General features: G+C 60.4%; 21 protein-coding genes. 17 read left to right on the top strand and 4 right to left on the bottom strand.

Going from position 1 to position 24,666, the window contains the following annotated elements; genetic code table 11:
- Positions 1-143: 143 nt before the first annotated feature.
- From HGP12_RS28130 to HGP12_RS28120, 3 genes are all read left to right on the top strand, one after another.
- Positions 144-4,187 carry a Pls/PosA family non-ribosomal peptide synthetase gene (locus HGP12_RS28130; protein ID WP_168879936.1) on the top strand — a complete coding sequence of 1,348 codons (4,044 nt, stop codon included), beginning with the start codon at positions 144-146 and terminating at the stop codon, positions 4,185-4,187.
- Between the two features lie 8 nt (positions 4,188-4,195).
- On the top strand, positions 4,196-4,813 hold the full coding sequence (locus tag HGP12_RS28125; RefSeq protein ID WP_168879935.1) for a 4'-phosphopantetheinyl transferase superfamily protein: 618 nt from the start codon (positions 4,196-4,198) through the stop codon (positions 4,811-4,813).
- A gap of 246 nt (positions 4,814-5,059) precedes the next feature.
- On the top strand, positions 5,060-5,758 hold the full coding sequence (locus HGP12_RS28120; RefSeq protein ID WP_205926684.1) for a methyltransferase family protein: 699 nt from the start codon (positions 5,060-5,062) through the stop codon (positions 5,756-5,758).
- A gap of 19 nt (positions 5,759-5,777) precedes the next feature.
- On the opposite strand, the gene HGP12_RS28115 is transcribed toward HGP12_RS28120, so the two are convergent.
- Complete coding sequence (locus HGP12_RS28115; protein WP_168879934.1) at positions 5,778-6,275, bottom strand: cupin; 498 nt, start codon at positions 6,273-6,275, stop codon at positions 5,778-5,780.
- Positions 6,276-6,401: 126 nt separating this feature from the next.
- Between HGP12_RS28115 and HGP12_RS28110 the strand changes: the two genes are divergently transcribed.
- The 4 genes from HGP12_RS28110 (at position 6,402) to HGP12_RS28095 (ending at position 9,813) form a co-directional block, all read left to right on the top strand.
- Complete coding sequence (locus HGP12_RS28110) at positions 6,402-6,962, top strand: DJ-1/PfpI/YhbO family deglycase/protease (RefSeq protein ID WP_168879933.1); 561 nt, start codon at positions 6,402-6,404, stop codon at positions 6,960-6,962.
- 200 nt (positions 6,963-7,162) lie between these two features.
- Positions 7,163-7,981, top strand: a complete 819-nt coding sequence (locus HGP12_RS28105; RefSeq protein ID WP_168879932.1) for an ABC transporter ATP-binding protein — start codon at positions 7,163-7,165, stop codon at positions 7,979-7,981.
- Complete coding sequence (locus HGP12_RS28100; protein ID WP_168879931.1) at positions 7,978-8,748, top strand: ABC transporter permease; 771 nt, start codon at positions 7,978-7,980, stop codon at positions 8,746-8,748. The genes HGP12_RS28105 and HGP12_RS28100 overlap by 4 nt, the downstream gene beginning before the upstream one ends.
- A 33-nt stretch (positions 8,749-8,781) precedes the next feature.
- Entirely contained in the window at positions 8,782-9,813 is a 1,032-nt protein-coding gene (locus HGP12_RS28095) for an ABC transporter substrate-binding protein (RefSeq protein WP_168879930.1), read from the top strand.
- Positions 9,814-9,864: 51 nt separating this feature from the next.
- Here the strand turns inward: HGP12_RS28095 and HGP12_RS28090 are convergent, their stop codons facing one another.
- On the bottom strand, positions 9,865-10,776 hold the full coding sequence (locus HGP12_RS28090) for a LysR family transcriptional regulator (protein WP_168879929.1): 912 nt from the start codon (positions 10,774-10,776) through the stop codon (positions 9,865-9,867).
- A 130-nt stretch (positions 10,777-10,906) separates the two neighbouring features.
- Between HGP12_RS28090 and HGP12_RS28085 the strand changes: the two genes are divergently transcribed.
- The 5 genes from HGP12_RS28085 (at position 10,907) to HGP12_RS28065 (ending at position 14,896) form a co-directional block, all read left to right on the top strand.
- Complete coding sequence (locus tag HGP12_RS28085) at positions 10,907-11,386, top strand: carboxymuconolactone decarboxylase family protein (protein ID WP_168840470.1); 480 nt, start codon at positions 10,907-10,909, stop codon at positions 11,384-11,386.
- Positions 11,387-11,464: 78 nt separating this feature from the next.
- On the top strand, positions 11,465-12,382 hold the full coding sequence (locus HGP12_RS28080; protein WP_168840471.1) for an MBL fold metallo-hydrolase: 918 nt from the start codon (positions 11,465-11,467) through the stop codon (positions 12,380-12,382).
- A gap of 164 nt (positions 12,383-12,546) precedes the next feature.
- Positions 12,547-13,299, top strand: a complete 753-nt coding sequence (locus HGP12_RS28075) for an SDR family oxidoreductase (RefSeq protein ID WP_168879928.1) — start codon at positions 12,547-12,549, stop codon at positions 13,297-13,299.
- Between the two features lie 64 nt (positions 13,300-13,363).
- On the top strand, positions 13,364-13,783 hold the full coding sequence (locus tag HGP12_RS28070; RefSeq protein ID WP_168879927.1) for a cupin domain-containing protein: 420 nt from the start codon (positions 13,364-13,366) through the stop codon (positions 13,781-13,783).
- Positions 13,784-13,867: 84 nt separating this feature from the next.
- Positions 13,868-14,896: a mechanosensitive ion channel family protein gene (locus tag HGP12_RS28065; RefSeq protein WP_168879926.1), complete on the top strand. Its 1,029-nt coding sequence runs from the start codon at positions 13,868-13,870 to the stop codon at positions 14,894-14,896.
- Here the strand turns inward: HGP12_RS28065 and HGP12_RS28060 are convergent.
- Together HGP12_RS28060 and HGP12_RS28055 are read right to left on the bottom strand one after the other, a co-directional pair.
- Positions 14,879-15,367 (bottom strand): Rrf2 family transcriptional regulator, encoded by a 489-nt coding sequence (locus HGP12_RS28060; RefSeq protein WP_168879925.1) that lies wholly within the window; start codon positions 15,365-15,367, stop codon positions 14,879-14,881. The genes HGP12_RS28065 and HGP12_RS28060 overlap by 18 nt on opposite strands.
- Positions 15,368-15,547: 180 nt before the next feature.
- Positions 15,548-16,450, bottom strand: coding sequence for a LysR family transcriptional regulator (locus HGP12_RS28055; protein ID WP_168879924.1), 903 nt, complete (start codon positions 16,448-16,450; stop codon positions 15,548-15,550).
- A gap of 137 nt (positions 16,451-16,587) precedes the next feature.
- Between HGP12_RS28055 and HGP12_RS28050 the strand changes: the two genes are divergently transcribed.
- From HGP12_RS28050 to HGP12_RS28030, 5 genes are all read left to right on the top strand, one after another.
- On the top strand, positions 16,588-17,814 hold the full coding sequence (locus tag HGP12_RS28050) for an HlyD family secretion protein (RefSeq protein ID WP_168879923.1): 1,227 nt from the start codon (positions 16,588-16,590) through the stop codon (positions 17,812-17,814).
- A gap of 76 nt (positions 17,815-17,890) precedes the next feature.
- Entirely contained in the window at positions 17,891-19,513 is a 1,623-nt protein-coding gene (locus HGP12_RS28045; protein WP_168879922.1) for an MDR family MFS transporter, read from the top strand.
- A 30-nt stretch (positions 19,514-19,543) separates the two neighbouring features.
- Positions 19,544-20,755: an adenylate/guanylate cyclase domain-containing protein gene (locus tag HGP12_RS28040; protein ID WP_168879921.1), complete on the top strand. Its 1,212-nt coding sequence runs from the start codon at positions 19,544-19,546 to the stop codon at positions 20,753-20,755.
- 548 nt (positions 20,756-21,303) lie between these two features.
- Positions 21,304-22,866, top strand: coding sequence for a glycosyltransferase family 39 protein (locus HGP12_RS28035; protein ID WP_168879920.1), 1,563 nt, complete (start codon positions 21,304-21,306; stop codon positions 22,864-22,866).
- Between the two features lie 690 nt (positions 22,867-23,556).
- Positions 23,557-24,606, top strand: coding sequence for a porin (locus HGP12_RS28030; RefSeq protein WP_168879919.1), 1,050 nt, complete (start codon positions 23,557-23,559; stop codon positions 24,604-24,606).
- Positions 24,607-24,666: the final 60 nt, after the last annotated feature.

The raw sequence follows: 24,666 nt of genomic DNA, 5'->3' as shown, positions 1-24,666 counted from the left end.
TCGCATCCCGCTTCGGTCAAATATAGCTTTCTCAACATTACAGTTCCCTGACAATCCCCGTAAGAGAGCTGCAAATTGGAAGGTGTATAAGCGTTGACAGATGGCACGCTGATTGTGCCGAGTTTCGTTCCGCAGAAGTTACCATGACTATCCAGATTTCGTCGATTACTTCAAATGCCAGCCTCTCGGTTTCCTCAGGCGGCATCCGGCCTGAGTTCCTCCGCAACGAGACGCTCGTGGACATCTTCAGGGCAACGGTGGCAACTAGCCCCGACAAGACGGCACTGACCCTGATCGGAACCGATCAGGCGATGACTTATGCCGAGCTTGACCGGCTGTCCGATGAGGCTGCGCGCGCACTGAGCCGCCGCGGCATCGGCCCCGGCGATTTTGTCGGCCTGTGGTTCCAGCGTTCCCTCGAGCTTCATGTCGCGCTTCTCGCAATCCTCAAGGCCGGCGCCGCCTACATCCCCTTCGATGCGGCCGCCCCCGCGGATCGTGTCGCCGTCAGCCTTGCCGATTGTGGCGCGAAATGGCTGCTGACGCACGGCGAGAAGGCCGCGCTTGCACCGGCCTTCGATGGCCAGACGCTTATCCTCAAGGCGCTGCTTTCCGAAGACGATGCGGACATCGTTCCACGCGTTGCCGCCCATGACGATCCCGCTTATGCGATCTATACGTCCGGCTCCACCGGCAAGCCGAAAGGCATCGTCATTACGCATGGGAACATCTGCCATTACCTGCGGGCAGGCAACGATGTCCTGGGGCTCGTCGAATCGGATGTCGTCCTTCAGCAGGCATCGGTTGCCTTCGATCTTTCGCTGGAAGAAATATTTGTTCCCTATCTGGTCGGCGCGACGCTGAAGGTCGCGACATCGGACGTCATGGCCGAGCTCGACAGGCTCGCAGATGTTCTGGAAACGGAAAAGATCACGGTCATCGACACGGTGCCGACCCTGCTCACCATGTTGGAACGCGACGTCGAAAGCCTGCGCGTAATCATCGTTGGCGGCGAAGCGTGCCCGCCGGCGATCGTCAGCCGATTCTCCAAACCTGGACGGCGCCTGGTCAACACCTACGGCCCCACCGAGACGACGGTCGTGGCGACCTATGCCGAGCTCGATCCGTCGCGGCCGATCACGATCGGCTCCCCGATCGCCAATACGACCGCCTATGTCGTTGACGAAAACCTGCGGCTTGTTCCGCGTGGCGATACCGGCGAATTGCTGATCGGTGGGCCGGGTGTAGCCGCCGGATACAGAAACCTGCCGCAGCTCACCGCTGCCAAGTTCATCGCCAATACTTTCGCGACCCATGACGATCCGGTGCTCTATCGCAGCGGCGACGCCGTTTTGATGGATGAAGACGGTCAGCTCCATTTCCTCGGGCGCATCGACGACCAGGTCAAGATTCGCGGCTATCGCATCGAGCTGGGGGAGATCGAGACCGTCGTCGGCGAACTTCCGGACGTGAAGGCAGCCTCCGTCGTCGTACACCGGCCGTCGGATGGCGAGGAAATGCTGGTCGCCCATGTTGTGACGACGGGCAACAGCTTCGATCGCGAGAAGGCGCGCGCCGTATTGGCGGCCAAGCTGCCGCCCTATATGGTGCCTGCCGCCTGGCACAGCCACGTGTCGCTGCCACGGCTGCCCTCCGGCAAGATCGACCGTAAGACGCTTGCCGCGATTCCGTTGGCAAGCGATCAGTCGACCCAGGCGCAGGAGCCGCCGCGTACATGGACCGAGGCCCAGTTGCTGAAAGCAGCGACCGAGGCGCTTCGCCTGCGCTCCATCAATTTCGAGGCGGACTTCTTCACCGAGCTCGGCGGCCATTCCATGCTGGCAGCCCGGTTCGTTTCTGAGGTTCGCAAGATCCCGCTGCTGGCGGGGATCGCCTTGCGCGACGTCTATGCCGGCCGCACCTTGCGGGGCATTGCGGCGCTCCTCGAGCAACGGGCCGAGCGCGCCTCCGGGCAGGAACTCAAGAATTTCGAGCCGGCTCCCTGGCGCCGACGCTTCTTCTGCGGCCTGGCCCAAGCCGTGGTGCTGCCCTTTATCGTCGCGATCGCAACGCTGCAATGGATCGGCCTGCTGCTCGCTTCGATCCTGTTGATCGATGACGGCGCCTCGGTCTGGAACGAGATCCTCATCCTCGGCGGCGTCTATCTCGGCCTCAATCTCGGCGAAAAGCTTATCGTCATCGCGCTTAAATGGCTCGTCATCGGCCGCACGCGCCCAGGCGTCTATCCGCTGTGGGGCACCTATTATTTCCGCATCTGGCTGATGCAACGCATCGTTCAGCTCACGGCTCCGAAATTCCTCAAGGGCTCGCCGCTCATTCGCGTCTATATGCGGGCACTTGGCGCCAAGGTTGGCCAGGATGCGATGATCGACGAGTTCGAAGAAGGCGCAATCGATCTCGTGCGCGTCGGCGCGAGATCCAGCCTCGGCGTCAAGATCAAGCTCGCCAATGTCGAAGTCATCGGCAATGAGATCCATGTCGGCACGATCGACATCGGTGAAGGCGTGCAGATCGGCAATGGCTGCGTCATCGGCCACAATGTCGAGATCGGCGACGGCGCTATCATCGGCGATCTGACGGCGATCGCCGCGGGCACGCATGTCGAAGCCCATACCCGCTGGGATGGTTCGCCCGCTCGCAAGACCGGGCATGCCGAACACGAGGAGATGCCGGCGCATCCAGAATTGGGAATCGTCGGCCGTGTATTCCAGTTCGCCGCTTATTTCACCGCCTACAATGTCAGCCTCGTCATCGGCCTTCTGCCGATCTTCCCGGCCTTCTACCTGTTCGCTGCCGTGCAGGAGATGTTCTCTGCCGGTACCGACGAGCCTTTGTCCTGGGCAATGATCGCCGCTCTATCCTGGCCGGCCGCAATGCTGCTTATCGTCGTGTCCATGGTTGTCGTCGTGGCGCTCCGATGGGTGCTGCTGCCCCGCGTCGTACCGGGCCGCTACTCCATCTTCGGCAACCTGTATTTCCGCAAATGGGTCGTCGGCCTGACCACCGAGGCTATGCTGGAAACCCTGAATTCGCTCTATGCCACCGTCTTCATGCGCAATTGGTACCGGCTGATGGGCGCCAAGATCGGCAGGGGCACGGAGATCTCGGCCAACTTCGCCGGTCGCTACGACCTTATCGAAATGGGCCGCGACAACTTCATCGGCGACGAGACCATTTTCGGCGACGAGGAAATCCAGAACGGCTGGATGGTCCTCAAGCGCCTGAAGACCGGCGACCGCTGCTTCTTCGGCAATTCCTCCGTCATCTCGCAGGGCGCCGTGATCGAGAGTGATTCACTCGTCGGCATCAAGACGCGCCTGCCGGACTCCCTGCATGTCAAGGCGGGCGAAACCTGGTGCGGCAGCCCCGCCTTCCAGTTCCCGACGCGCGAGCGGCTGCAGGCCGCGGCCACAAGCACCTACGCACCACCGTTGCGCATGCGCCTTGTCCGTGTCGTGTTCGAAGCCATGCATACCTCGCTGCCGACCGCGATCCTCATCGTCATGGCGCTCGCAATGTCCGACATGCTGGCAAGCGCGATCGACGACGGCGCCTGGGGCAGGCTGTTTTGGACGCTGATGGCCTCCGGCCTGGCAACGTCGGGCATCCTGTATCTGGTCGCAGTCGCCTTCAAATGGACGCTGATCGGCACCTACAAGCCCATGAACCGGCCGATGTGGTCCTGGTGGGCGATGCGCACCGAAGCCGTCGCGGTCTTTTATGGCGGGCTTGCCAGCAAGATGCTGCTCGACTACCTGCGCGGCACGCCCTTCCTGCCCTGGCTGCTACGCCCCTTCGGCGCGAAGATCGGCCGCGGCGCATGGATCAACAGCACGGATATCTGCGAGTTTGATTGCACCGATATCGGCGACCATGCCGTGCTCAACATGGGATCCTGCCCGCAAACGCACCTCTATGAGGATCGCATCATGAAGGTGGGCCGCATCAGGATCGGCAACGGCGCATCCGTCGGCTCGGGCAGTACGGTCCTCTACGAGGCCAATGTCGGAGATTTCGCCGAGATCGGACTGTTGACTTTGGTCATGAAGGGCGAGGCCATCCCGGCGGGCACGTCATGGGTCGGAACGCCTGCCCAGGCCGTGCAGACCGAGCAGGAGCCTGCCCCTGTGGTTCAAAAAGAGTCCCTTCCCTCCGCGGCCGCGTGAGCGGCACCGTGACGGTTCCTCCATTCGAGGTCGTCCTGAGAGTTGCGGATGCGATCGCTGTCCTTATCCGCCCGGCTCCAGTCGGGCGGGAGGAGCGTGACGGAGCCGCGCAAGCCGCTTTGAGAAGCGCAGCGCAGCGGGATGATCTCGTCATCTACCGCCGGCCGAGCGATCGGCCGGCGCTGAAACCTCCCCATCACGAACTCGGCGTTTCGCTTTCGCATCGTGCCGATCTGCTGCTGGCGGGCTTCTCGCCCGACACTGCTGTCGGCGTCGATATCGAGATCGAGGATATCGATGGCTTCGACCCGGTCGCCTTTGCCGCCGACCATTTCTCGCAAAGTGAAGCGGCTGCCATTGCCAGGCTCGATCGCGGCGCGGCCCGCGAGGTCTGCTACCGCCTCTGGGTCGCCAAGGAAGCGGCTTTGAAGATCAGCGGCCGCGGCATTTTCGATGGGCTTGACGAACCGGACCTGGCAAAGCATCTGGATATTATCCGCATTGATGGCGCCAACGTCCGCCTCGAAGCTGGATCGCGATTGCCGCCGATTGCGGTGTCGGCAATCCGGCTTGCCGGGCCGACGGATCAGCCGGTTTATTGCGCCCTTGCCCGTGATTTGACGTGAAGGCGCAGACGGGCGCGGCCTGACGCTCGAATGCCCAGTCCGTCCGCTTTCACTCCATGATCGGATGTGTCCGATTGTTCCGCTTTCCAGGGCGCGATTGCGGATGATCGATCGCAACCTTGTCCATCGGCGGGTCTTGGCGCACGTAAAAGCAGAACTATGTCTTCAACGACGGACGATGCAGCCGCATGCCCTAGGAGGAACAGCGGTTGCAAGCCCACGCTCACCATGTACGGAGAGTAACGGATGACGGTCACCGAACCCCCACCTATGTCCCGAACAGCTGCCATATCCTATGCGATTGGCCTGCCGCTCATCTTGCTCGCGCTCATTTTCCTGCCGGTCGGCCGCCTCGACTGGCCGCCAGGATGGATCTTCATCGCCTTTCTCTTCGTTGTCTACGGCACGGCGATCCTAGTTCTGAAACGCGTAAATCCGGCAATCTTCAGGGCTCGCAACCGCTTCCAGGCCGGAACCAAACGTTGGGATCTGATCTTGGTCTTGTTCGTCTGCCTTGGCATGATCGCCGAAATTCCGGTTGCAACTTTCGACGCCGGCAGGATGGCGTGGTCGGTGATGCCCACATCTGTCGTGATCCTCGGCTATGTCCTGCTTGGGGCCGGCATTGCATTCGGCGCCTGGGCGCAAGCGGTCAATCGCTTCTTCGAGCCGGGCGTCCGTCTGCAACGCGAGCGCGGCCAGCACGTCATCAGCACCGGTCCCTATGCGTTCGTGCGCCATCCGGGCTATGTCAGCGCGATCATGGTATTCGCCGGGCTGGCATTGGCGCTCGCCTCGTGGTGGGCGTTGATCCCGGCCGCCTGGGCGACCGTCCTGCTGATCCTGCGCACGATCTGGGAAGATGCCCTGCTGCATGCCGAACTTGAGGGCTATGCCGACTATGCCAGTCGCGTGCGGTTTCGCCTGGTGCCGGGTCTTTGGTGAGGTTCATTTTCAGCGAGCACTAGGTATTATTAAGCCATAGGGACCGAAGCCCGCCGGTCTTTCCCTTCAAGGGGTCGGACGCAGGCACGCCAAGCTTTTCGATCTGTCCCTTCTGCTCTGCCGACGGCAATTCGCGACAGAGGTCGGCCTCCTGATCCGGCGGATAGCCGCCGATCACGAGGAAGTCGCCGCTGGCGTCGAGCCGGCAATGTCCTGTTCCCGCCGGCAATAACAACGCATCACCGGCTTCGACTTCGATGTCCTTGCCGCCCGGACCGCCGATCATCAATCGTGCCCGCCCTCCGGCAATACCCAATATCTCGTGGGCGGTGGAATGGTAATGATGAAAGGCATAGATGCCATTTCGCCAGAGCCCGTGCCATCCGTTGGCCCGGAAGAGCCGCTCGAACCCTTGCGCCCGGCTCGGAGCGGCAAGCACCCCGCGATAGACGATGACCGGAAAGCGCTGGTTGTTCGGCACCCATTCCTTTGGCTCGAGCCTGATTGCCTGCTCCATGATTCTCTCCTCTCAGCCCGTCTCCATAACCGCACAGGACAGTCCCGGTTCCACGAGAAAATTGGGAACGATCCTCCGCCACTCTGGTTCGGGCAAGGTGTCCAATGACATGAGAAAGGATAAATCATGCCTTCCATCAACTCCGCACATATTCTCATCCTTGCCACCGATGGCTATGAGCGGTCGGAACTTCGCGTCCCCCTGGATGAACTTCAAAAGCGCGGCGCCCGCGTGACAGTTGCCTCCATCAAGGAAGGCAGCATAAAAAGCTGGGACAAGACCGACTGGGGTGACAGCGTCGACGTTGATCTGCTGGCAAGAGATGTCGACGTCAATCAGTTCGATGCGCTTGTGCTGCCAGGCGGCCAGATCAACCCCGATAAATTGCGTGTCGATAGCGACGCCATGCGTGTCATCAGCGAATTCCTACGGTCCGGCAAGGTCGTTGCCGCCATCTGCCATGCGCCCTGGCTCCTGATCGAAGCCGATGCGTTGCGCGGCCGTCGGGCAACCTCCTATTGGTCCATCAAGACCGATGTCAAAAATGCCGGAGCCAATTGGCAGGACGAGACAGTGGTGACCGATCAAGGTATCATCACCTCGCGATCACCTGAGGATCTGAACGCTTTCATCGACAAGATCGTCGAGGAGGTGCAGGAGGGTCGCCACGAGCGGCGTGTCGCTTAGGAAAGAACTCATTGAGGCCCGCAATCGCGCCCAGGCCTCTCCTCCGCTTCCTCCGCTCTGCCATAACGACCTGTGACATAACGGTTTCGCCATTATTCACATATTGACTGGTACGGCCTGCTTTGATCTTTTGGCCGAAACGGCAATGCCTGACGTCCGGTCCTTTGAGGTTGGTGGATGTCCGGGAGGAACAGCAGGGCATGATGATGACGGCTGTGCGGGCGGTCAGCCTGAAACAGGTGGCGATTTCGTTTGAAATGGCCAACAGAACACGGTTCGACGCCGTTGCGGCTACTGATCTCAATGTGGAAGCACATGAATTCGTGGCGATCGTCGGCCCGACGGGATGCGGCAAATCCACGCTTCTGAACGCGACCGCGGGGCTTTTGACGCCTGCGTCCGGCACGGTCGAAGTCTTCGGCCAGCCGCTGAAATCGATCAATCGTCAGGCGGGCTATCTCTTCCAGCAGGATTCGCTGATGCCCTGGAAGACGGTGCTGGAGAATGTCGCGATCGGCCTCGAGGTTGCCGGCATAGGTCACTCGGAAGCGAGGAAGAGCGCTCGCGAATGGCTGGGGCGTGTCGGGCTTGCCGCCTTCGCGGACCGCTTTCCGCGCATGCTTTCGGGTGGCCAGCGCAAACGGGTCGGGCTTGCGCAGGTCCTGATCCGCGATCCCAAATTGCTCTTGATGGACGAGCCCTTCGGCCCGCTCGACGCGCAGACCCGACTGATCATGGGCGACCTGTTGCTGAAGCTCTGGTCCGAAGACCGCAAGGCCGTCATGTTCGTCACACACGACCTCGATGAGGCCATTGCCCTTGCCGACCGCGTCGTCATCATGTCCGCCGGCCCGAAGTCGCGTATCATCGGCGACTTCAAGGTGCCTTTGGAGCGGCCGCGCGAGATTGGCGAGATACGGCACGATCCGGTCTTCAACCGGCTGCATCGCGATATATGGCAGGCTTTGCGCGACGAAGTCATGACAGCCTACCGCCAGAGCAGCGGAGAGACCGTATGAACCGCTCCCTCCTTCTCCTGCTTCAGATCCTTGTGGCGATGGTCGTCCTGGTCCTTTGGCATCTGGCGACGAACACCAGCCTTTTCGGCAATCCAAAGACCATATCCTTCTTCTTCGCCGACCCACTCAAGGTGGCGCAGCGCGTCGTTCAATGGTTCGCGAGCGGATCGATCTGGTATCATCTCTGGATCACCCTGTCGGAATCGATCTTGGCCTTTCTGCTCGGCGCCTTCGGCGGCATCGTCTTCGGCTTCTGGTTCGCTCGCCGGCCGCTGATCGCGGCCGTCTTCGATCCTTATGTGAAGGCGGCGAACGCCCTGCCCCGCGTCGTGCTCGCCCCGATCTTCGCGCTCTGGTTCGGCCTCGGCATCTGGTCCAAGGTCGCGCTCGGCATCACGCTTGTCTTCTTCATCGTCTTCTTCAACGTTTATCAGGGCGTGAAGGAAGTCAGCCAGCCAGTCCTGTCCAATGCCCGCATGCTTGGTATGAACGAGCGGCAATTGCTGCGTCATGTCTATCTCCCCTCCGCCCTCTCCTGGATGTTTTCCAGCCTGCATACGTCAGTGGGTTTTGCGGTGGTCGGCGCAGTCGTGGGCGAATATCTGGGCTCTGCCGCCGGGCTCGGCTATCTCATTCAGCAGGCCGAGGGTGTTTTTGACGTGACCGGCGTCTTTGCCGGCATGGTCGTACTGACGGCCTTCGTCCTGATCGTGGATTGGGTGATGACTCTCGTCGAACGGCGCCTGCTGGCCTGGCGCGGCCAGTAGCGCAAGCAAAACAGCAAAGTGGAGGAAAAGAACATGGAGCGCAGGACATTTCTGATCGGGACGGCGAGCTTCGGCATCGGCGCATCGCTCGCGGGCATTCCGCCGGCCGCGGCACAGGACGCGAAACCGGAAAAGCCGGACCTGTTGATCGGCGTTGGCGGCAAGCCCCTGCTCTATTATCTGCCGCTGACGATCGCCGAGCGGAAAGGCTTCTTCAAGGAAGAAGGCCTCAACGTCACCATCAATGATTTCGCCGGCGGCTCGAAGTCGCTGGAGGGCCTGATCGGTGGCTCGCTCGATGTCGTCTCCGGCGCTTACGAACATACGATCCGCATGCAGAACAAGGGGCAGGATATCGTCGCGATCTGCAATCTCGGCCGTTTTCCGGGCATCGTCATCGCCGTGCGCAAGGATCTGGCCGGCGAGATCAAGTCCATGGCCGACATGAAGGGCCGCAAGATCGGCGTGACGGCGCCGGGCTCTTCGACGGCGCTGATGTTCCAATATGCCATGCTGAAGAACGGGCTGAAGACCGACGATGCATCGCTGATCGGCGTCGGAGGCGGGGCCGGCGCGGTTGCCGCGGTCAAGAGCGGTCAGATCGACGCACTCTCCCATCTCGACCCCGTCATCGCACAACTGCAATATGACGGCGACATCACCGTGCTTCTGGACACGCGCACGGAGGCCGGCACGCGCGCCTTGTTCGGAGGCCCTAACCCTGCCGCAACCGTCTATATCAAGCGCGAATTTGCCCAGGCGAATCCGATCACGACGCAGCGGACGGTCAACGCCTTCATGAAGGCGTTGAAATGGATTTCGACCGCAAGCCCGGACGATGTGGCGGGCGTCGTGCCGGAGGAATACCTGCTCGGCAATCGTGATCTCTACATGCAGGCCTTCAAGAATTCCAAGGAGATGTATTCTCCGGACGGCATGGTCACGATGGAAGGCTATAATTCCATGATGGGCGTCCTGAAGACGCTCGATCCGGAACTCGCCAATGCCGACGTTCCATTCGACAAGACCTTCGATCCGACCTTCGCCAAGGCTGCGAAGATCTGAGCAGCGCATCTCATACGTCGCGCCTCAGCCTCCCGCCGCGACGGCAAAGGCTCAGTGCGAAAACGACGGCGCCATCATGGGATCTTCCCTGACGACCTCGATCAGAAAGTCGAGCACGGCCCTAATGCGAAATGGCAGGTTCCGCCGAGACGGATAAACGACATTGATCGGCAATCGGCTGGGCGGAAAATCCGGCATGAGTCTGACCAGCCGACCGGCCTCGATATCAGGACCGGCCAATATATGGGAAAGCACGGCAAGGCCGTTGCCGGCGAGTACCGCGCGGTGGGCGGCAACGGAATTATTGGCGATCAGGCGCGGCGCGATCCGTACGGCTTCGTCCTCGGCGCCATTGGAGAAGGACCATGACCTGCCGTCGCCGGCGCGCTTGTAGCAGATGCAATCATGGGCGCGGATATCGTCAGGTCTTTTCGGAGCCTTCCGCGCCTGCAGGTATGAAGGCGCAGCGACAAGAAATGCCGTCGTCCAGCCGATCCGACGGCACATTAGACTGCAGTCCGCAACCACCCCGAGGCGCACCTCGAGATCGATTCCCTCTTCGACCAGATCGGATGGCTCCTCCCGAAAGAGCAGCTCGACGGAAAGCCCCTGGTGCTGCTCAAACAGCATCCCGAGGCGATCGCTGAGGCAAAGCCCCAGCGGCGTCGGCAAGGCAAGCCGCACTTTGCCCGTCGCGGCCGTACCGCCACGACAGGTCGTTTCACTGAGCGCTTCGACCGCCTCGATGACCTTGAGCGCCATCGGGATAATCTGCTCCCCCTCCGCCGTCAGGGCCAATGCATTCGTCGTGCGATGCAGGAGACGCGTCTTGAGATGCGCCTCCAGCGCCGAAATCTGCCGAGAGACCGCCGGCTGGGTCACGCTGAGGTGAACGGCGGCGGCCGAGAAGGAGCCGGTTTCCACCACTCTCATGAATGTTTGCAGCGCACCTACGATGTCCATCCCCTACCCCCATACTTTTCCGCATAAGCCTTATGTGGCCACCTTAATTCCGAAGGGCTTTACTGTCCAGCAATTACGGATATTTTATATCCATAAGGATACCAAATGTCCTTAATAACGGAGATGATCCATGACGCAACGCGTGAACTACGCCCAGCAATCCCCCGCGCTTTTCAAGAAGCTGTCGGATCTCAGCATGGCTCTGAAAGACGGCGCCATCGATCAGAAGATCCACGATCTCGTGCAGATCCGCGCCTCGCAAATCAATGGCTGCGCCTTCTGCCTGGACATGCATGTGAAGGAAGCCAAGATCCATGGTGAGAGCGAGCTCCGGCTCTATCACATCGCCATCTGGCGCGAGTCCAACCTTTTCGTCCCGCGGGAGCGCGCCGCCCTCGCCTGGACCGAAGCCGTGACGAAGCTGGCGGAAGGCGGCATTCCCGACGAGCTTTATGAGCGCGTGCGCGGCCAGCTTTCTGAGAGGGAAATTTCCGATCTGACCTTCGCGATCATGGTCATCAATGCCTGGAACCGCGCCAGCATCGCCTTCAAGTCCGTGCCGGGTTCGGCCGACAAACTCTACGGCCTCGACAAGGCCGGCCTCAACTAAGCCCTTCTCCCTGAGTGCCCACCAAACGGTACGCGTCCGCAGGGGCAGCGCGAAGACCACAATCAACAGGAGACAGACATGAACATGAATAACCCCACACAGCCGGTTCAATCAGGCACTGATGAACTGGTTCCATCGCGTTACGCGGTGAAGATCGGCGACATCGACGTTTTGGTGATCAGCGATGGCGTGCTGCCGCTTCCGACCAAGATGTTGGGATACAATGCCGACCCGACTGAGCACGCGGCCTGGCTGAACGACATGTTCCTGCCACCGGACGCTTTCGACTGGGCGCTGAACGTGGTCGTGGTGCGCAGCGGCAAGCAGACCATCCTCATCGACGCCGGCCTGGGGCTGGACCCGGAATTGAACCTGCCGCGGGCCGGGCAATTGATCAAGCGACTGGAAGCCGCCGGCATCGACCTTGGTTCCGTAACCGACGTGGTCCTGACCCACATGCATATGGACCATGTCGGCGGGCTGCTCGTCGACGGCGTGAAGGAGCGGCTGCGTCCAGATCTCAAGATCCATGTGGCGGCGGCCGAGGTCAAATTCTGGGAGGCGCCCGATTTCACTCATGTGTCCATGCCGCCCGGCTTCCCCGATGCGCTTCGGGCGGCCGCCAAGCAGTTCAAGAAAGAATACGACAATCACCTGCAATTGTTCGACGATGAACACGAGGTGGCGCCGGGCGTAGTCGTCTCCCGAACCGGCGGCCATACACCGGGGCATAGCGTGGTTCGCGTGGCATCCGGCAAAGACCGGCTGATGTTCGCCGGCGATGCAGTGTTTGCGGTCGGCTTCGATCACCCCGACTGGTTCAACGGCTTCGAACACGACCCGGAAGAAGCTGCCCGCGTCCGCGTTCGTCTTTTGCGGGAGCTGGTGGAGACCGGCGAGCTTCTGGTGGCCACTCATATGCCGTTCCCCTCGGTCGGCCATGTGGCAGCCGATGGCGACCACTTCCGTTGGGTGCCGGTCTTCTGGGACTACTGACCGCCTGGTGCACAACTAGAGCCGAGCCGGCGCACCGCCTTCAAGGCCATGGTCCGGCTCAGCCGAGGGGCTCGGGCGTCGGCAGGACCAGCCCGATCCTCGACCAACCATTCAGCAAGGAATGAACAATGCGGCGCGCGAAGCGGCCGCAAATGGAGAAGCTCATGAAAATCGTCATCATCGGCGGAACCGGCCTGATTGGTTCAAAGACGGCCGAGCGCCTTCGCAAGCAAGGCCACGAAGTCATTGCCGCCGCCCCAAGCACCGGCGTCAACACGATCACCGGCGAGGGTCTCACCGAGGCGCTGGCTGGCGCCTCGGTCGTCATCGACCTTGCAAACTCGCCCTCCTTCGAGGATAAGGCCGTGCTCGAATTCTTCGAGACATCAGGGCGCAATCTGGCGGCGGCGGAAAAGGCGGCCGGAGTAAAGCATCACATCGCCCTTTCCATCATCGGCGTCGATCGCCTGCCTGGCAGCGGCTACATGCGCGCCAAGGTCGCCCAGGAAAAGATCGTCAAGGAATCCGGCATTCCCTATACGATCGTCCATTCGACACAGTTCATGGAATTCCTCGGCGGCATCGCCCAATCCGCCACCATCGGGAACGTCGTGCGGCTGCCCACGGGCTACGTGCAGCCGATCGCCTCCGACGACGTCGCCGACGCCATGGCCTCCGTCGCGACGGCGGCGCCCATGAATGGCGTGATCGAGATCTCCGGCCCGGAACGCGTCCGGATGAACGAGCTCGTCGCCCGCTATCTGAAGGCCATGGGCGATGCGCGCCAGGTCGAAGGCGATCCGGAAGCCCGCTATTTCGGCACCAAGCTGGAGGACGGTTCGCTTGTCTCCGACAACAATCCCCGCCTCGGCCAAATCGGCTTCGAGCAGTGGTTCGCGACCTCCGCACGCAAATAAGGGGATGACGATGTGCCGCCGCGGGCGGCCCCATCGCCCAACTTTCAAGAAAGGAAATTTCGAGATGATCAAGTCAATCCTTGCCCTTGCCATGACGGCTCTCTTGTCTGCCACGGCTGCGGTCGCCAATGATGCCGGCGAAAAAGACGCCAAGGTGACCCTCGTCTATGAGCATGAACTGCCGAATGTTCCCGGCAAGAGCATGAAAGGCGTTCTGGTCGAATACGGCCCCGGCGGCTTCTCTTCGGCCCACACCCATCCGAACTCGGCCTTCATCTATGCGACCGTCCTCGAGGGTGCCATCCGCAGCCAGGTCAATGACGGTCCCGTTAAGGTCTACAAGGCGGGCGAGAACTTCTCCGAGATGCCCGGCGATCGCCACGGCGTCAGCGAGAATGCCAGCAAGACCAAGCCGGCCAAGCTGCTGGCGGTGTTCGTCGTCGATAGCAGCCAGAAGCAATTGACCTTCCCGATCAAGAAATAGCTGCGTTAAGGCGGGTGCCGTCGGCACTCGCCCCCACTCTGCCTGCCCCCTCGCTCTTAAAAAATCATCGTCGGTGAGCCCGTCATGTTTGGCGAATATCATTCCCTGCCGCTCGTCCTCATCAACCTTCTGGGCCTTGCCGGAATTCTCACTTGGCATATCCAGGGACGCAGCCGTCCGACCGCACGCCTGATCGTGCAGATCCTGTTCTTCGCCGGCATGAGCCTGGTGCTCTGGCTTGCCGGAATTTCGCCCTACCGTCTCGACGATGCCGAGCTTCAGGAGACCGGCATTCTGCTCGCCAAGTCCGCGCGCATCCTCTGGTGGCTCCATCTCGCATGGACGCTGATCGGCTTCGTCCACATCTACCTCACCCTCAACCGGCGGCCGCAGGAGGCGCATCTTCTCCAGGATCTGATCGTCGGCGTCGTCTATCTCGGCGTGGCACTGTCGGTCATCGGCTTCGTCTTCGGCGCACCGATCGGTCCGCTCATCGCGACATCAGGCGTGGTGGTCGTCATTATCGGTCTGGCGTTGCAGAACACGCTGGCCGACGTCTTTTCCGGGATCGCGCTCGCGCTCGGCCGTGCCTACGCGATCGGTGACTGGATCCAATTGAGCGACGGCACGGAGGGGCGCGTTACCGAAACCAACTGGCGCTCCACCAATCTTTTGACCGGCGGCCACAACATCGTCGTCGTGCCCAACAGCGTCCTGGCAAAACAGGGCGTGACCAACCGCAGCCGCCCGGACGAGTCGCATCTGGTTGCGCTGACGATCCGGATTGCCGCCGCCCACAAACCACGCCTGGTCGAGGAGATGATGTTGAGCGTTCTGCGAGGTTGTGAACGGATCGTCGCTGACCCGCCGCCAGCCATCGCGCTCAAGACAATCGACGCAATCGCCATCGAGGTCGAGCTGCAGTTCCGTGTGGCAAGCGCGGCCACCCGCACGCCGGCGCAAAACGAGATCATCGATCTCGTCTACGAGCACTGCAAGACGACTGGCCTCTCATTGGCAATGCCGGAACAAAGCTTCTTCTACCCGCCGCCCGCCGAGGGTGCCGAGCCCGCTGCAGCGGTGGTCAGGTCGCTTTCATCCAGCTCGCTCTAGCACCCATTCAAAGGAGCTCTTCCAAAGCTCGGGCGCAACTTCCTGGGACAGGATGCCGACGAGATCCGACAGCTTGACCCCGCGCAATTTTGCCCGCCAGGCTTCGTCGGCCTCCCACATGATGCGCGCGACCGCGCATGGGCTGCTGTCGCAATGGTCCTTCGGCCGGCAAGGATTGTTGGCCCGGATGTTGGTGCAGATAAAGGTGCGCTGCCGGCCCTCGACGGCTTCGACGATCTCAAGGAAGGTCAGTTCGGCCGGCGGTTTCGCCAGCCGGTAGCCGCCCGAAGGGCCGAGGGACGTATCGACAAGCCCCGCCTGAGACAAGCCTTGCAGAGCCTTGGAAAGATATTCCTTGGGAAGCCCATGGAATTCGGCCAGGGCTTTGGTGGAGAGATAACGACCGTCGGGCAGACCGGCGAGAATGGCACAGCAATGAAGCGCCCATTCGACTTGGCTTTTCAAGATCATACATTTATTCCGCTGGGCCGATCTTCGCTGGCCTCAATCAAGGACAAAGAATATCCTTATTTCGCCGAAGTGTAAACCGACTGCCACGTATCACCTGTGCAAGGCCGCCGCATCGGCGTCACTTGCCGCCAACAAGCAATAATCCAGTCATCAGCGGAGCGCACGTCAAGACATGGCCACTCAGGTCATCCATTTGCGGTGTTCAATGAAACGCTCCGCCAGAAGGTCGATGAACAATCGCACCTTGGTGGGCAGATGGCTGCGGTTCGGATAGATCGCGCTGATCGTGAATTCCACGGCGCGATAATCGGGCATGGCCCGCACGAGGCGCCCGGCAGCGACATCTTCGAAGACGATGAAGCTCGGGGCAAGGAAGATGCCCTTCCCGCTGGCCAGAAGAAAGCGCAAAGTCTCGGCGCTGTTGGAGACGACATTGCCCGAGATTTTGACGCCTTGCTGCTTGCCGTCGGCATCCTCGAAACGCCATTCGTCGCCATAAGGATAGTGAGTATATTGCAGACAATTATGCGCCATGAGATCGGCCGGCACCTTCGGCAAGGGATGCGTGTCGCGATAATCGGGCGAGCAGACGAGCATGTGGCGCCAGGGTGTAAGCTTGCGCGCGACAAGCGTCGATTCCGATGACGGCAAAGTGCGGATCATCAGATCGTAGCCCTCTTCGATCATATCGATCGAGCGCTCGCCGACGTTGAAGTCGATCGAGATCGCGGGATATTGCGTCATGAATTCGTTGACGACGGGAAGCAGGAAGCGGACGATGGCGCCACTGGTGTAGATCTTTAGAGTACCGCGCGGCATGGTGCTGAGAGCGCCGGCCTCCCGATCGGCTTCTTCGAGATCGGCGAGAATCTGCGAGGAGCGCTCATAATAATATTTGCCTGTCTCCGTCAGACTGACCCTGCGCGTCGTGCGGTTGAGAAGCCGCACGCCCAGACGATCCTCCAGGGATTGCACATGATTGCCCACCATGGTGACGGACATGTTGAGCCGGCGGGCGGCCGCGGAAAAACCGCCGCAATCCACCACCCGGCCAAAGACTATCAGGCTGGTCAGCCGATCCATATCGTCCTCGGATTATCCGCTGTGAGTTGATGATCCTTCCAGATTTGAGGAGATTATCAGAAGGACCGTTCGGACGCATCTTCATCGCATCAAAAAGAGGCCCATGCAAATGGGCGCGATGCTGAAGGAAACGGACAATGGTCGAACTACCCCGCAACGAGGCGTTCAGGAACGCAAGCCAGGCCGATGCCGCACCACCCGGCGAGGTGGCAAAATCTCCAGCCGCCGAGGCTCAGCAGGATCCGGCTGCCGGCGCGCCCACCACTGCCGTTGCTCCCAAAACGGGCCGCAAGCTCGTCAAGCGCGGCGTGCTTGCGGCCGCGCTGTTGGCCGGCGTCGCCTTCGGCGCCGATTTCGGTTATCGCTACTGGACGGTCGGGCGCTTCATCGAATCCACAGACGATGCCTATGTGAAGGCCGACTATACGACGATCGCCCCGAAGGTCGCCGGCTACATCAAGGACGTGCTTGTCAACGACAATGACGCGGTCAAGGCCGGCCAGGTGCTTGCCCGCATCGACGACCGTGACTTCCAGGCCGCTCTTTCCCAGGCGAAGGCGGATCTCAAGGCGGCCGATGCGGCAATTGCCAATATCGACGCGCAGATCCTGCTGCAGCAATCGCTGATCGCGCAGGCCGAGGCGACGGTTGATTCCTCCAAGGCTTCCCTCGACTATGCGGTCTCGGATGCCGCGCGTTCGGCGCGGCTGATCACCAATGGCGTCGGCACCCAATCGCGGGCTGAAGAGACGCAATCGGCGAGCAAACAGGCTGCCGCTGCGGTCGAACGCGATCAGGCCGCGGTCGTCGCGGCTCAGAACAAGGTGCCGGTGCTGCAGACCCAGCGCGATCAGGCGGCCGCCCAGCGCGACCGTGCCGCTGCCGCGGTTCAACAGGCGGAACTCAACCTGTCCTATACGAATATCGTCGCGGCCGTCGATGGTACGATCGGTGCCCGCTCGATCCGCGTCGGGCAATACGTCACCTCGGGCACACAGTTGATGGCGGTGGTGCCGCTGCACTCGGTCTATGTCGTCGCAAATTTCAAGGAAACGCAGCTCACCTATGTACGCCCCGGCCAATCGGTCGAGATCAAGGTCGACAGCTTCCCGGATGTCGCCGTCAAGGGTCATGTCGACAGCCTCTCGCCGGCAAGCGGCCTAGAATTCTCGCTGCTGCCACCGGACAATGCGACGGGCAACTTCACCAAGATCGTCCAGCGCATACCGGTAAAGATCGTCATCGACGATGAGCACCTGGCGGGATTGCTGCGTTCGGGCATGTCCGTCGAGCCCGAAATCGACACCAAGGCCGCCCAGACATCGACCGCCAACGCCGAGGGATCATCCAGCGACGCTGGATGATCCTTGCCCTTCTTCGCCGATTATCACCTCGACACTGTCATGAGATTGTTCCGGATCAGCCGGACGGAGAAACATCGTGACCACCCTTCAGATTGCCGCAAACAACAATTCCGCCGCACCGACGAGAGTCGCCCCCACTCCGGTTGCCCAGGCCGCCATGAGCCCGTTGCGCATGTGGATCGCCGTAATCGGCTCCACGCTTGGCGCCTTCATGGCCGTGCTGAACATCCAGATCGTCAATGCATCGCTTGCGGATATCCAGGGTGCGATCGGCGCCGGAACCGACGATGGCGGCTGGATCTCGACCTCCTACCTGATCGCCGAGATCGTCGTCATCCCGCTCAGTGCCTGGCTGGCGCGCGTCTTTTCGGTCCGCATTTATCTGCTGACCAACGCCATCCTCTTTCTCGTCTTTTCGGTCGGCTGCGCCTTCGCCGCGAACCTGCAGCAGATGATCATCCTGCGCGCCATACAGGGCTTTTCCGGCGGCGTGCTGATCCCCATGGCCTTCACCATCATCATCACGCTGCTGCCGAAACCCAAGCAACCGATGGGCCTTGCCCTCTTTGCCCTTTCGGCGACCTTCGCACCGGCTATCGGCCCGACCATTGGCGGCTATCTCACCGAGAACTGGGGCTGGGAATACATCTTCTATGTCAATCTCGTACCCGGTATGCTGATGGTCGGCATGCTCTGGGTTTCGCTCGACCGCGCGCCGATGAACCTTTCGCTGCTCGCCAAGGGTGACTGGCCAGGGATCATCACCATGGCGGTCGGCCTTGCCGCGCTGCAGACCGTGCTCGAAGAAGGCAACAAGGACGACTGGTTCGGTTCCCCGTTCATCGTCCGTCTCTCCGTCATCGCCGCGGTCTCGTTGACGCTCTTTCTCATCATCGAGCTGCGCGCCGCCCATCCGCTCCTCAACCTGCGCCTGCTGGTACGCCGCAATTTCGGCTTCGGCATCGTCGCCAACTTCCTGATGGGCGTCGCCCTCTATGGCTCGGTCTTCATCCTGCCGATCTATCTGACGCGCATCCAGGGCTACAATTCCGAGCAGATCGGCATGGTGCTTGCCTGGACCGGCATTCCACAGCTGATCCTGATCCCACTAGTGCCACGGCTGATGAAGCGCGTCGATGCCCGCCTGCTGATCATCGTCGGCTTCGCGCTCTTTGCCGCTTCGAACTTCATGAACATCTACATGACGAGCAACTATGCCAGCGATCAGCTCTTCTGGCCGAACATCGTGCGTGCCGTCGGCCAGGCACTCGCCTTCACGCCGCTGACGGCAATCGCGACGGCCGGCATTGAGCAGGAAAATGCCGGCTCCGCCTCGGCACTCTTCAATATGATGCGCAATCTCGGCGGTGCGGTCGGCATCGCGGCGCTGCAGACCTTCCTCACCAAGCGCGAGCAGTTCCACTCCAACATCCTCACGAATTCGGTCTCGGTATTCGAAGAGGCTACCCGCGCTCGCGTTGCCAATCTCACCAATTACTTCATGAACCATGGGGTCAGCGACCAGGCGCTTGCCACGCACAAGGCGATCGTCGCCATCGCCGCCAGTCTTCGCAAGCAGGCCAACATTCTGGCTTTCAGCGATACATTCTATCTACTTGGCGTCGCACTGGTCGTTGCCCTCATCGCTAGCCTGCTTCTTAAGAAACCTGGTCAACTTTCCGGCGGCGGCGCGCACTGAGCGCCGCACCTCGAAGAGGAGGAAATAACCATGACCTTGCTGCACGACGTGTCAAAAGCCGCAACAGTTAACCCCAGGGCGCTGCACGGCGGCATCAGTACAGGGGCAACTTTGAGCCTCATCGAATGGCTGACCGGTGACGAATGCCATGCTCTGGACGAGGCCGGCCTCGTTGTCGGGCTCGGCCGCCGCCTGCAGGCCCTTGGCCTTCCCGTCGATCGATTGACGCTGCACCTGACGACGCTGCATCCCGAATTCATCGGCCGCACCTTTGCCTGGGCACCGGGCGAGCCGGTCGAGATCCATGATCGCGAGCATGGTTCGCGCCTGGCGCTCGCCAATACGCCGCTTATGAAAGCGCAGGAGATGCGCGAGCCGCTCATCGTCGGGCCCGGCGAAAGCCCCCATGGGCGCTGGCAGCATATCGACATATTTTCCGGCCGTGGCCTGGTGCAGCTGATGATAGCGCCGCTTTGCAACGCCGACGGGCCGATCAGCAGCGCCGTTTTTGCCACGCGGCGGCCAGGTGGCTTCACATCCAGCGAGCAGGACCTGATCGAGCGCATTCTGCCGGCATTGCGCAATACCTGCGAACTACGCGTCCTCAGACAATGCGAACTCAGCCTTCTCGACACCTATATCGGCCCGATGACGGCAAGCCGGATCCTTGCCGGCCATATCCGCCGCAGGGAGATCGAGTCCATGGAGGCGGCACTTCTGCTCTGCGACCTGCGCGGCTTCACCGAGCTTTCCAACCGGTTGCCCGGCAGCACCGTCCTCGGCCTTCTGAACGCCTATTTCGACAAGGTAGTGCCCGCAATCACCCGCGAGGGCGGTGAAGTGCTGAAATTCATGGGCGATGCCGTTCTGGCCTTCTTCCCGGGCGTCGACGCAGCCGGCGCCAGCGGCTCCGCACTGGCTTCGGCGCGAACAATCCTCGATGAAATAGGCGGCTTCGAATATGACGGCATCCGCGTCAAGGTCGCCATTGCGCTGCATTATGGCGAAGTGAGCTATGGCAATGTCGGCTCCGGCAACCGCCTGGATTTCACCTTGATCGGCCCCGACGTCAATATCGTCAGCCGCATACAGGGCATCTGCAGCGAAAAGGGCGAAGCGCTCCTGACCTCGGCCCCCTTCCGGCAAAAGGCGGAAATCCCCGACGCAATTTCGATCGGACAGCAGCAACTAAAGGGCTTCGCCGAGGCGATGGAGCTTTTCACGATCGCGCAGGCGGAGTGATCTCGTCTGGGTCGAGGAAAATGCTGGAACGGAGGTTATCTTGATATAGCTGCCGGACTTGGCAGCGAATCGGCAACAGCAGTGCTCGTGGAGCCGTTATGCGTCAGCGAGCGCGAGAAGGGCGTGCCTCTTGCCTGCAGCCCCGTATGATGCTTTCGTTCACTCCGCCTCCTGTCCACGCGCCTGGCGTGAACGCTGATGTCTCAAGGCGCCTCGCGCGATTCAGGACTATCTGCGCAAAGCCCAGCTCCGGAACGACCAAGATGTGCCCGGCCTTCGCTCGTCATCGCCAAAGGCTGCGCTGGGCTGATATTCGCGGTGGCGATGGCCCCTCGGCCGATGCAGTTGAAATCATTCGGCAAAAATCCCGTCGTACAGCTGGCGTAGTATTTCCGCGCGGCCAGCGAATCTTTGTCGGCGAGAGTCTAAATAATTGAAATTATGCAATAAAAACGTTGTTGATCACGATAGACCTATGAAGGCGAGCCGTCCTGAACATGGTTGACACATGCGCCTGGTACGCGATAGCCGATAGCATGGAGAGTTGAATGAGCATTTTGCCTAACGTCTTTTCTTCGCGCTTCGCCGCCCGGAGAGCATCCGCCGCGACCAATCAATCATCCGATGAATTTCGGTGGGTGACCTGGGTCCTTGCGATATATTTCGCGGTGCAGGCGATCGTGCGGATTTCTCTTTCGAACTCGGTGCGAATAGACGAAGCGCAGCAATTCGTCGTCAACCAGTGGCTGGCCTGGGGGTATGACGCACAGCCGCCGCTCTACAATTGGCTTCAATACGGGGTGTTTGACGTCTTCGGCACCAGCGTCGCATCGCTCGCCGTGCTGAAGAATATCCTGCTTTTCCTGGTCTATTTCGCCTATCATCAACTGGCGCGACTTCTTTTGGAGGACAAGCGTCTGGCGGCGGTCGCCACGCTATCCCTTCTGACCATCCCGCAAATGTTCTGGCAGGCGCAGCGGGATCTGACGCACACTGTCGGCACGCTTCTCGCGGTGACCGCTTTCATTTATTTCGTCGTGAAGACCATTCGCAAGCCAACGCTCACCTCCTATGCCATGATGGGCCTGTGGGCGGGGCTTGGAATGCTCACGAAGTACAATTTCGCGCTGATCATCGCGAGCGTCTTGGTCGCTGTGGTTTTTCATCCGCAAGGGCGCTCAAGGCTGCTGGACAAGCGCTTTCTGGTGACGCTGGCCCTGGCCGTTCTTGTGTTTCTGCCCCACGCGGTATGGATGGTGTCGAACATGGATCAGGTTCTCACATCCACCGTCGCAACCATGTCGGAACGTGGCCAAGGCGGAAAGCTTTCGGATATCGGCTATGGCATTGTCGAACTGATCAAGACCAGTATCGTCATTATTGCGCCAACGACCGTGATCTTCCTGATCGTTTTTCGCCGGTCGTTTCTGCAGTCGCTTCGGTTCAAAAGCGAATGGGTAAATTTCTTTGAAAAAATATTCGTGAGCACGGCAGCCATATTGTTCGCCTTGATGCTGGTCACGACGCTCACGGAATTTCGCGACCGCTGGCTTCTTCCCTTTCTGTTTCTTGTGCCGCTCTACTTCTGCCTGAAGCTTGAGGCCGCCGGAACGCAAAACCCGTCCGATATAAAGAGATCCTTCTATCTGCCGTTCGGGCTGATGATCGCCCTACCCCTCATCCTGACGGCAGGCACTGTCTTTCCGAAGCTGTTCGATTCATACCAGCATCTGAATACGCCCTACGGCGCCTTTCTGAACCAGGCGATCGCCGCGGAAGGTAGACGACCGACGGCAGTCGTGACAACAGCATGGCTCAAGGCCGGCAACATCCGCGCCAACATGCCGGATACGGCGGTAATATCGACCGCATATCCCGCATCCGATCTTGACCGCCAGGCTTTGGGGAGTGGGCCGGTCCTGCTCGTCTGGAATGAGCGCGACGGACACGCATCCTCCATGCCTGGCGAACTCAAAAGCTGGCTGACGACGAAATTCGGCAGCTCGATTACATTGCCGGCGCAAAACGACGCCGCCGTTCCCTATTATTATGGGAAGGACCCGGATCGGTTCCATTTCGGCTATGCGTGGTTCTATCCGACCGCGGGGTAGGGAAACGCGCCCGGCCCTTTCCGGGACCGGCGCCTGGAATACACAATCTTTCATGATTGCCGATGGCCTCTTCGCCGACCGCATCGCGAGGGCGACGACGCGTTCGCGCGGGGTTGGGCCTCCTTACAATGACGTCCAATGCTCGCCCTCTCCCGGGAGGGCCACGGATGACCTCACGGGACGTCCATGGCAGCGTCGCCCAGCCAATCGAAGCTTTCTCCAGTCCATCGATGCGACGTCATACCGTCAATTAAAATGCAGCCGCTAAATGCGCCGTTCCGCAATCGTTGCTGACGGGGCGTTTGCCCGATATCGACGGGTTCCGATTTTTTGCAGCCGAAGGACCGAATCGAGGCAAAAATCAGTATAGTTTGTAATATAGACTTACTATATCGTTGATTTTTGAGGAAAATAACATACATATCGCATGTTTATTTAGTATATCCCATTAGCATGCTTATGATTGACTCGTCTATATTGATAGATTCTGATGTATTTTTGCATCTATGACGCTTTTATGTCTGGAATTACAGAAAAATACGAAACTATTGTATTTCGACGCAGGCATGGCCTCGCTAGTTTGCGTGCGCGGACATCCTGTGACGTCCGCAAGAGGGAACAGCCGGATAGATGGAACGCAGCGGGTAGTCACCGACCTCGTTCTGATCCGGCAAAGCGATTGGAGAAAAAATGAATATCAAGAGCCTTCTTCTCGGCTCCGCTGCTGCACTCGTAGCAGTTTCCGGTGCTCACGCGGCTGACGCTATCGTCGCTGCCGAGCCGGAGCCCCTGGAATACGTTCGCATCTGCGACGCCTACGGTGCTGGTTACTTCTTCATTCCGGGCACGGAAACCTGCCTCAAGATCGGCGGTAAGGTTCGTACCGAAGGCAAGTGGTACGACGCCTACGACCCGGCTGCACGCAACGGTACGATCTGGCACACCCGTGCTGAGCTGCAGCTGCAGACGGCAACCGACACCGAATATGGTCCTTTGAAGACCAACACCGAAATTCGTTGGGACTGGAACGACGGCAACGCCACCTCCACCAACTTCCTGCATGGCAGCATCAGCCTCGGCGGCTTCCTCGTCGGTAAGGAAGACTCGCAGTTTAACGTCTTTACCGGCTATGCCGGCGACGTCATCAACGACGACGTGATCGGCGATGGTCCGTACGAACTGAACCAGATCACCTACAACTACGACGCCGGCAACGGCTTCACGGCTGTGATCTCGGTTGAAGACAGCAACTCCGGCCCGGGTGCTGTAGGCTCCAATGGCGAAGACAGCCACGACCACTACGCTCCTGACGTTGTCGCAGGTGTTGGCTACAAGGCCGGCGCATGGGCCTTCAAGCTCGTTGGTGGTTATGACTCGATCGTCGAAGAAGGCGCTGTCAAGGCTCGCGTCGACGCCGACTTCGGCGTATTCTCGGCCTTCGTGATGGGTGGCTGGAACACCGACGGCGACAAGCTCAACAAGTATGCGAATGGCGACTCGATCGGCCAGAGCTGGGGCGATTGGGCTGTCTGGGGCGGCGTTGGCGTTCCGATCAACGAAAAGCTGAAGTGGAACCTCCAGCTCGCCTACACCGACAACAAGACCTTCGCTGCTACGACGAACGTCAAGTGGAACCCGGTTAAGAACCTCCTGGTTCAGCCGGAAATATCCTACACCAACTGGGACTCCGTCAATCAGGACCAGTGGGCCGGTATCCTCCGCTTCCAGCGCAGCTTCTAAGCCTATTCAGATCTAAGCTGATCTGAACTAGACCTCCGATCAGAATGGGAGGAAGGTCCG

Source organism: Rhizobium sp. P28RR-XV, from assembly GCF_012641385.1.
Taxonomy (GTDB): Bacteria; Pseudomonadota; Alphaproteobacteria; order Rhizobiales; family Rhizobiaceae; genus Rhizobium.
This window is presented reverse-complemented; position numbering and strand designations above follow the sequence as displayed.

Coding starts and splice junctions, on each gene's coding strand:
- HGP12_RS28130 (WP_168879936.1), top strand. CDS start 144: ATGACTATCCAGATTTCGTCGATTACTTCAAATGCCAGCCTCTCGGTT.
- HGP12_RS28120 (WP_205926684.1), top strand. CDS start 5,060: ATGACGGTCACCGAACCCCCACCTATGTCCCGAACAGCTGCCATATCC.
- HGP12_RS28115 (WP_168879934.1), bottom strand. CDS start 6,275: ATGGAGCAGGCAATCAGGCTCGAGCCAAAGGAATGGGTGCCGAACAAC.
- HGP12_RS28110 (WP_168879933.1), top strand. CDS start 6,402: ATGCCTTCCATCAACTCCGCACATATTCTCATCCTTGCCACCGATGGC.
- HGP12_RS28105 (WP_168879932.1), top strand. CDS start 7,163: ATGATGATGACGGCTGTGCGGGCGGTCAGCCTGAAACAGGTGGCGATT.
- HGP12_RS28100 (WP_168879931.1), top strand. CDS start 7,978: ATGAACCGCTCCCTCCTTCTCCTGCTTCAGATCCTTGTGGCGATGGTC.
- HGP12_RS28095 (WP_168879930.1), top strand. CDS start 8,782: ATGGAGCGCAGGACATTTCTGATCGGGACGGCGAGCTTCGGCATCGGC.
- HGP12_RS28090 (WP_168879929.1), bottom strand. CDS start 10,776: ATGGACATCGTAGGTGCGCTGCAAACATTCATGAGAGTGGTGGAAACC.
- HGP12_RS28085 (WP_168840470.1), top strand. CDS start 10,907: ATGACGCAACGCGTGAACTACGCCCAGCAATCCCCCGCGCTTTTCAAG.
- HGP12_RS28080 (WP_168840471.1), top strand. CDS start 11,465: ATGAACATGAATAACCCCACACAGCCGGTTCAATCAGGCACTGATGAA.
- HGP12_RS28075 (WP_168879928.1), top strand. CDS start 12,547: ATGAAAATCGTCATCATCGGCGGAACCGGCCTGATTGGTTCAAAGACG.
- HGP12_RS28070 (WP_168879927.1), top strand. CDS start 13,364: ATGATCAAGTCAATCCTTGCCCTTGCCATGACGGCTCTCTTGTCTGCC.
- HGP12_RS28065 (WP_168879926.1), top strand. CDS start 13,868: ATGTTTGGCGAATATCATTCCCTGCCGCTCGTCCTCATCAACCTTCTG.
- HGP12_RS28060 (WP_168879925.1), bottom strand. CDS start 15,367: ATGATCTTGAAAAGCCAAGTCGAATGGGCGCTTCATTGCTGTGCCATT.
- HGP12_RS28055 (WP_168879924.1), bottom strand. CDS start 16,450: ATGGATCGGCTGACCAGCCTGATAGTCTTTGGCCGGGTGGTGGATTGC.
- HGP12_RS28050 (WP_168879923.1), top strand. CDS start 16,588: ATGGTCGAACTACCCCGCAACGAGGCGTTCAGGAACGCAAGCCAGGCC.
- HGP12_RS28040 (WP_168879921.1), top strand. CDS start 19,544: ATGACCTTGCTGCACGACGTGTCAAAAGCCGCAACAGTTAACCCCAGG.
- HGP12_RS28035 (WP_168879920.1), top strand. CDS start 21,304: ATGAGCATTTTGCCTAACGTCTTTTCTTCGCGCTTCGCCGCCCGGAGA.
- HGP12_RS28030 (WP_168879919.1), top strand. CDS start 23,557: ATGAATATCAAGAGCCTTCTTCTCGGCTCCGCTGCTGCACTCGTAGCA.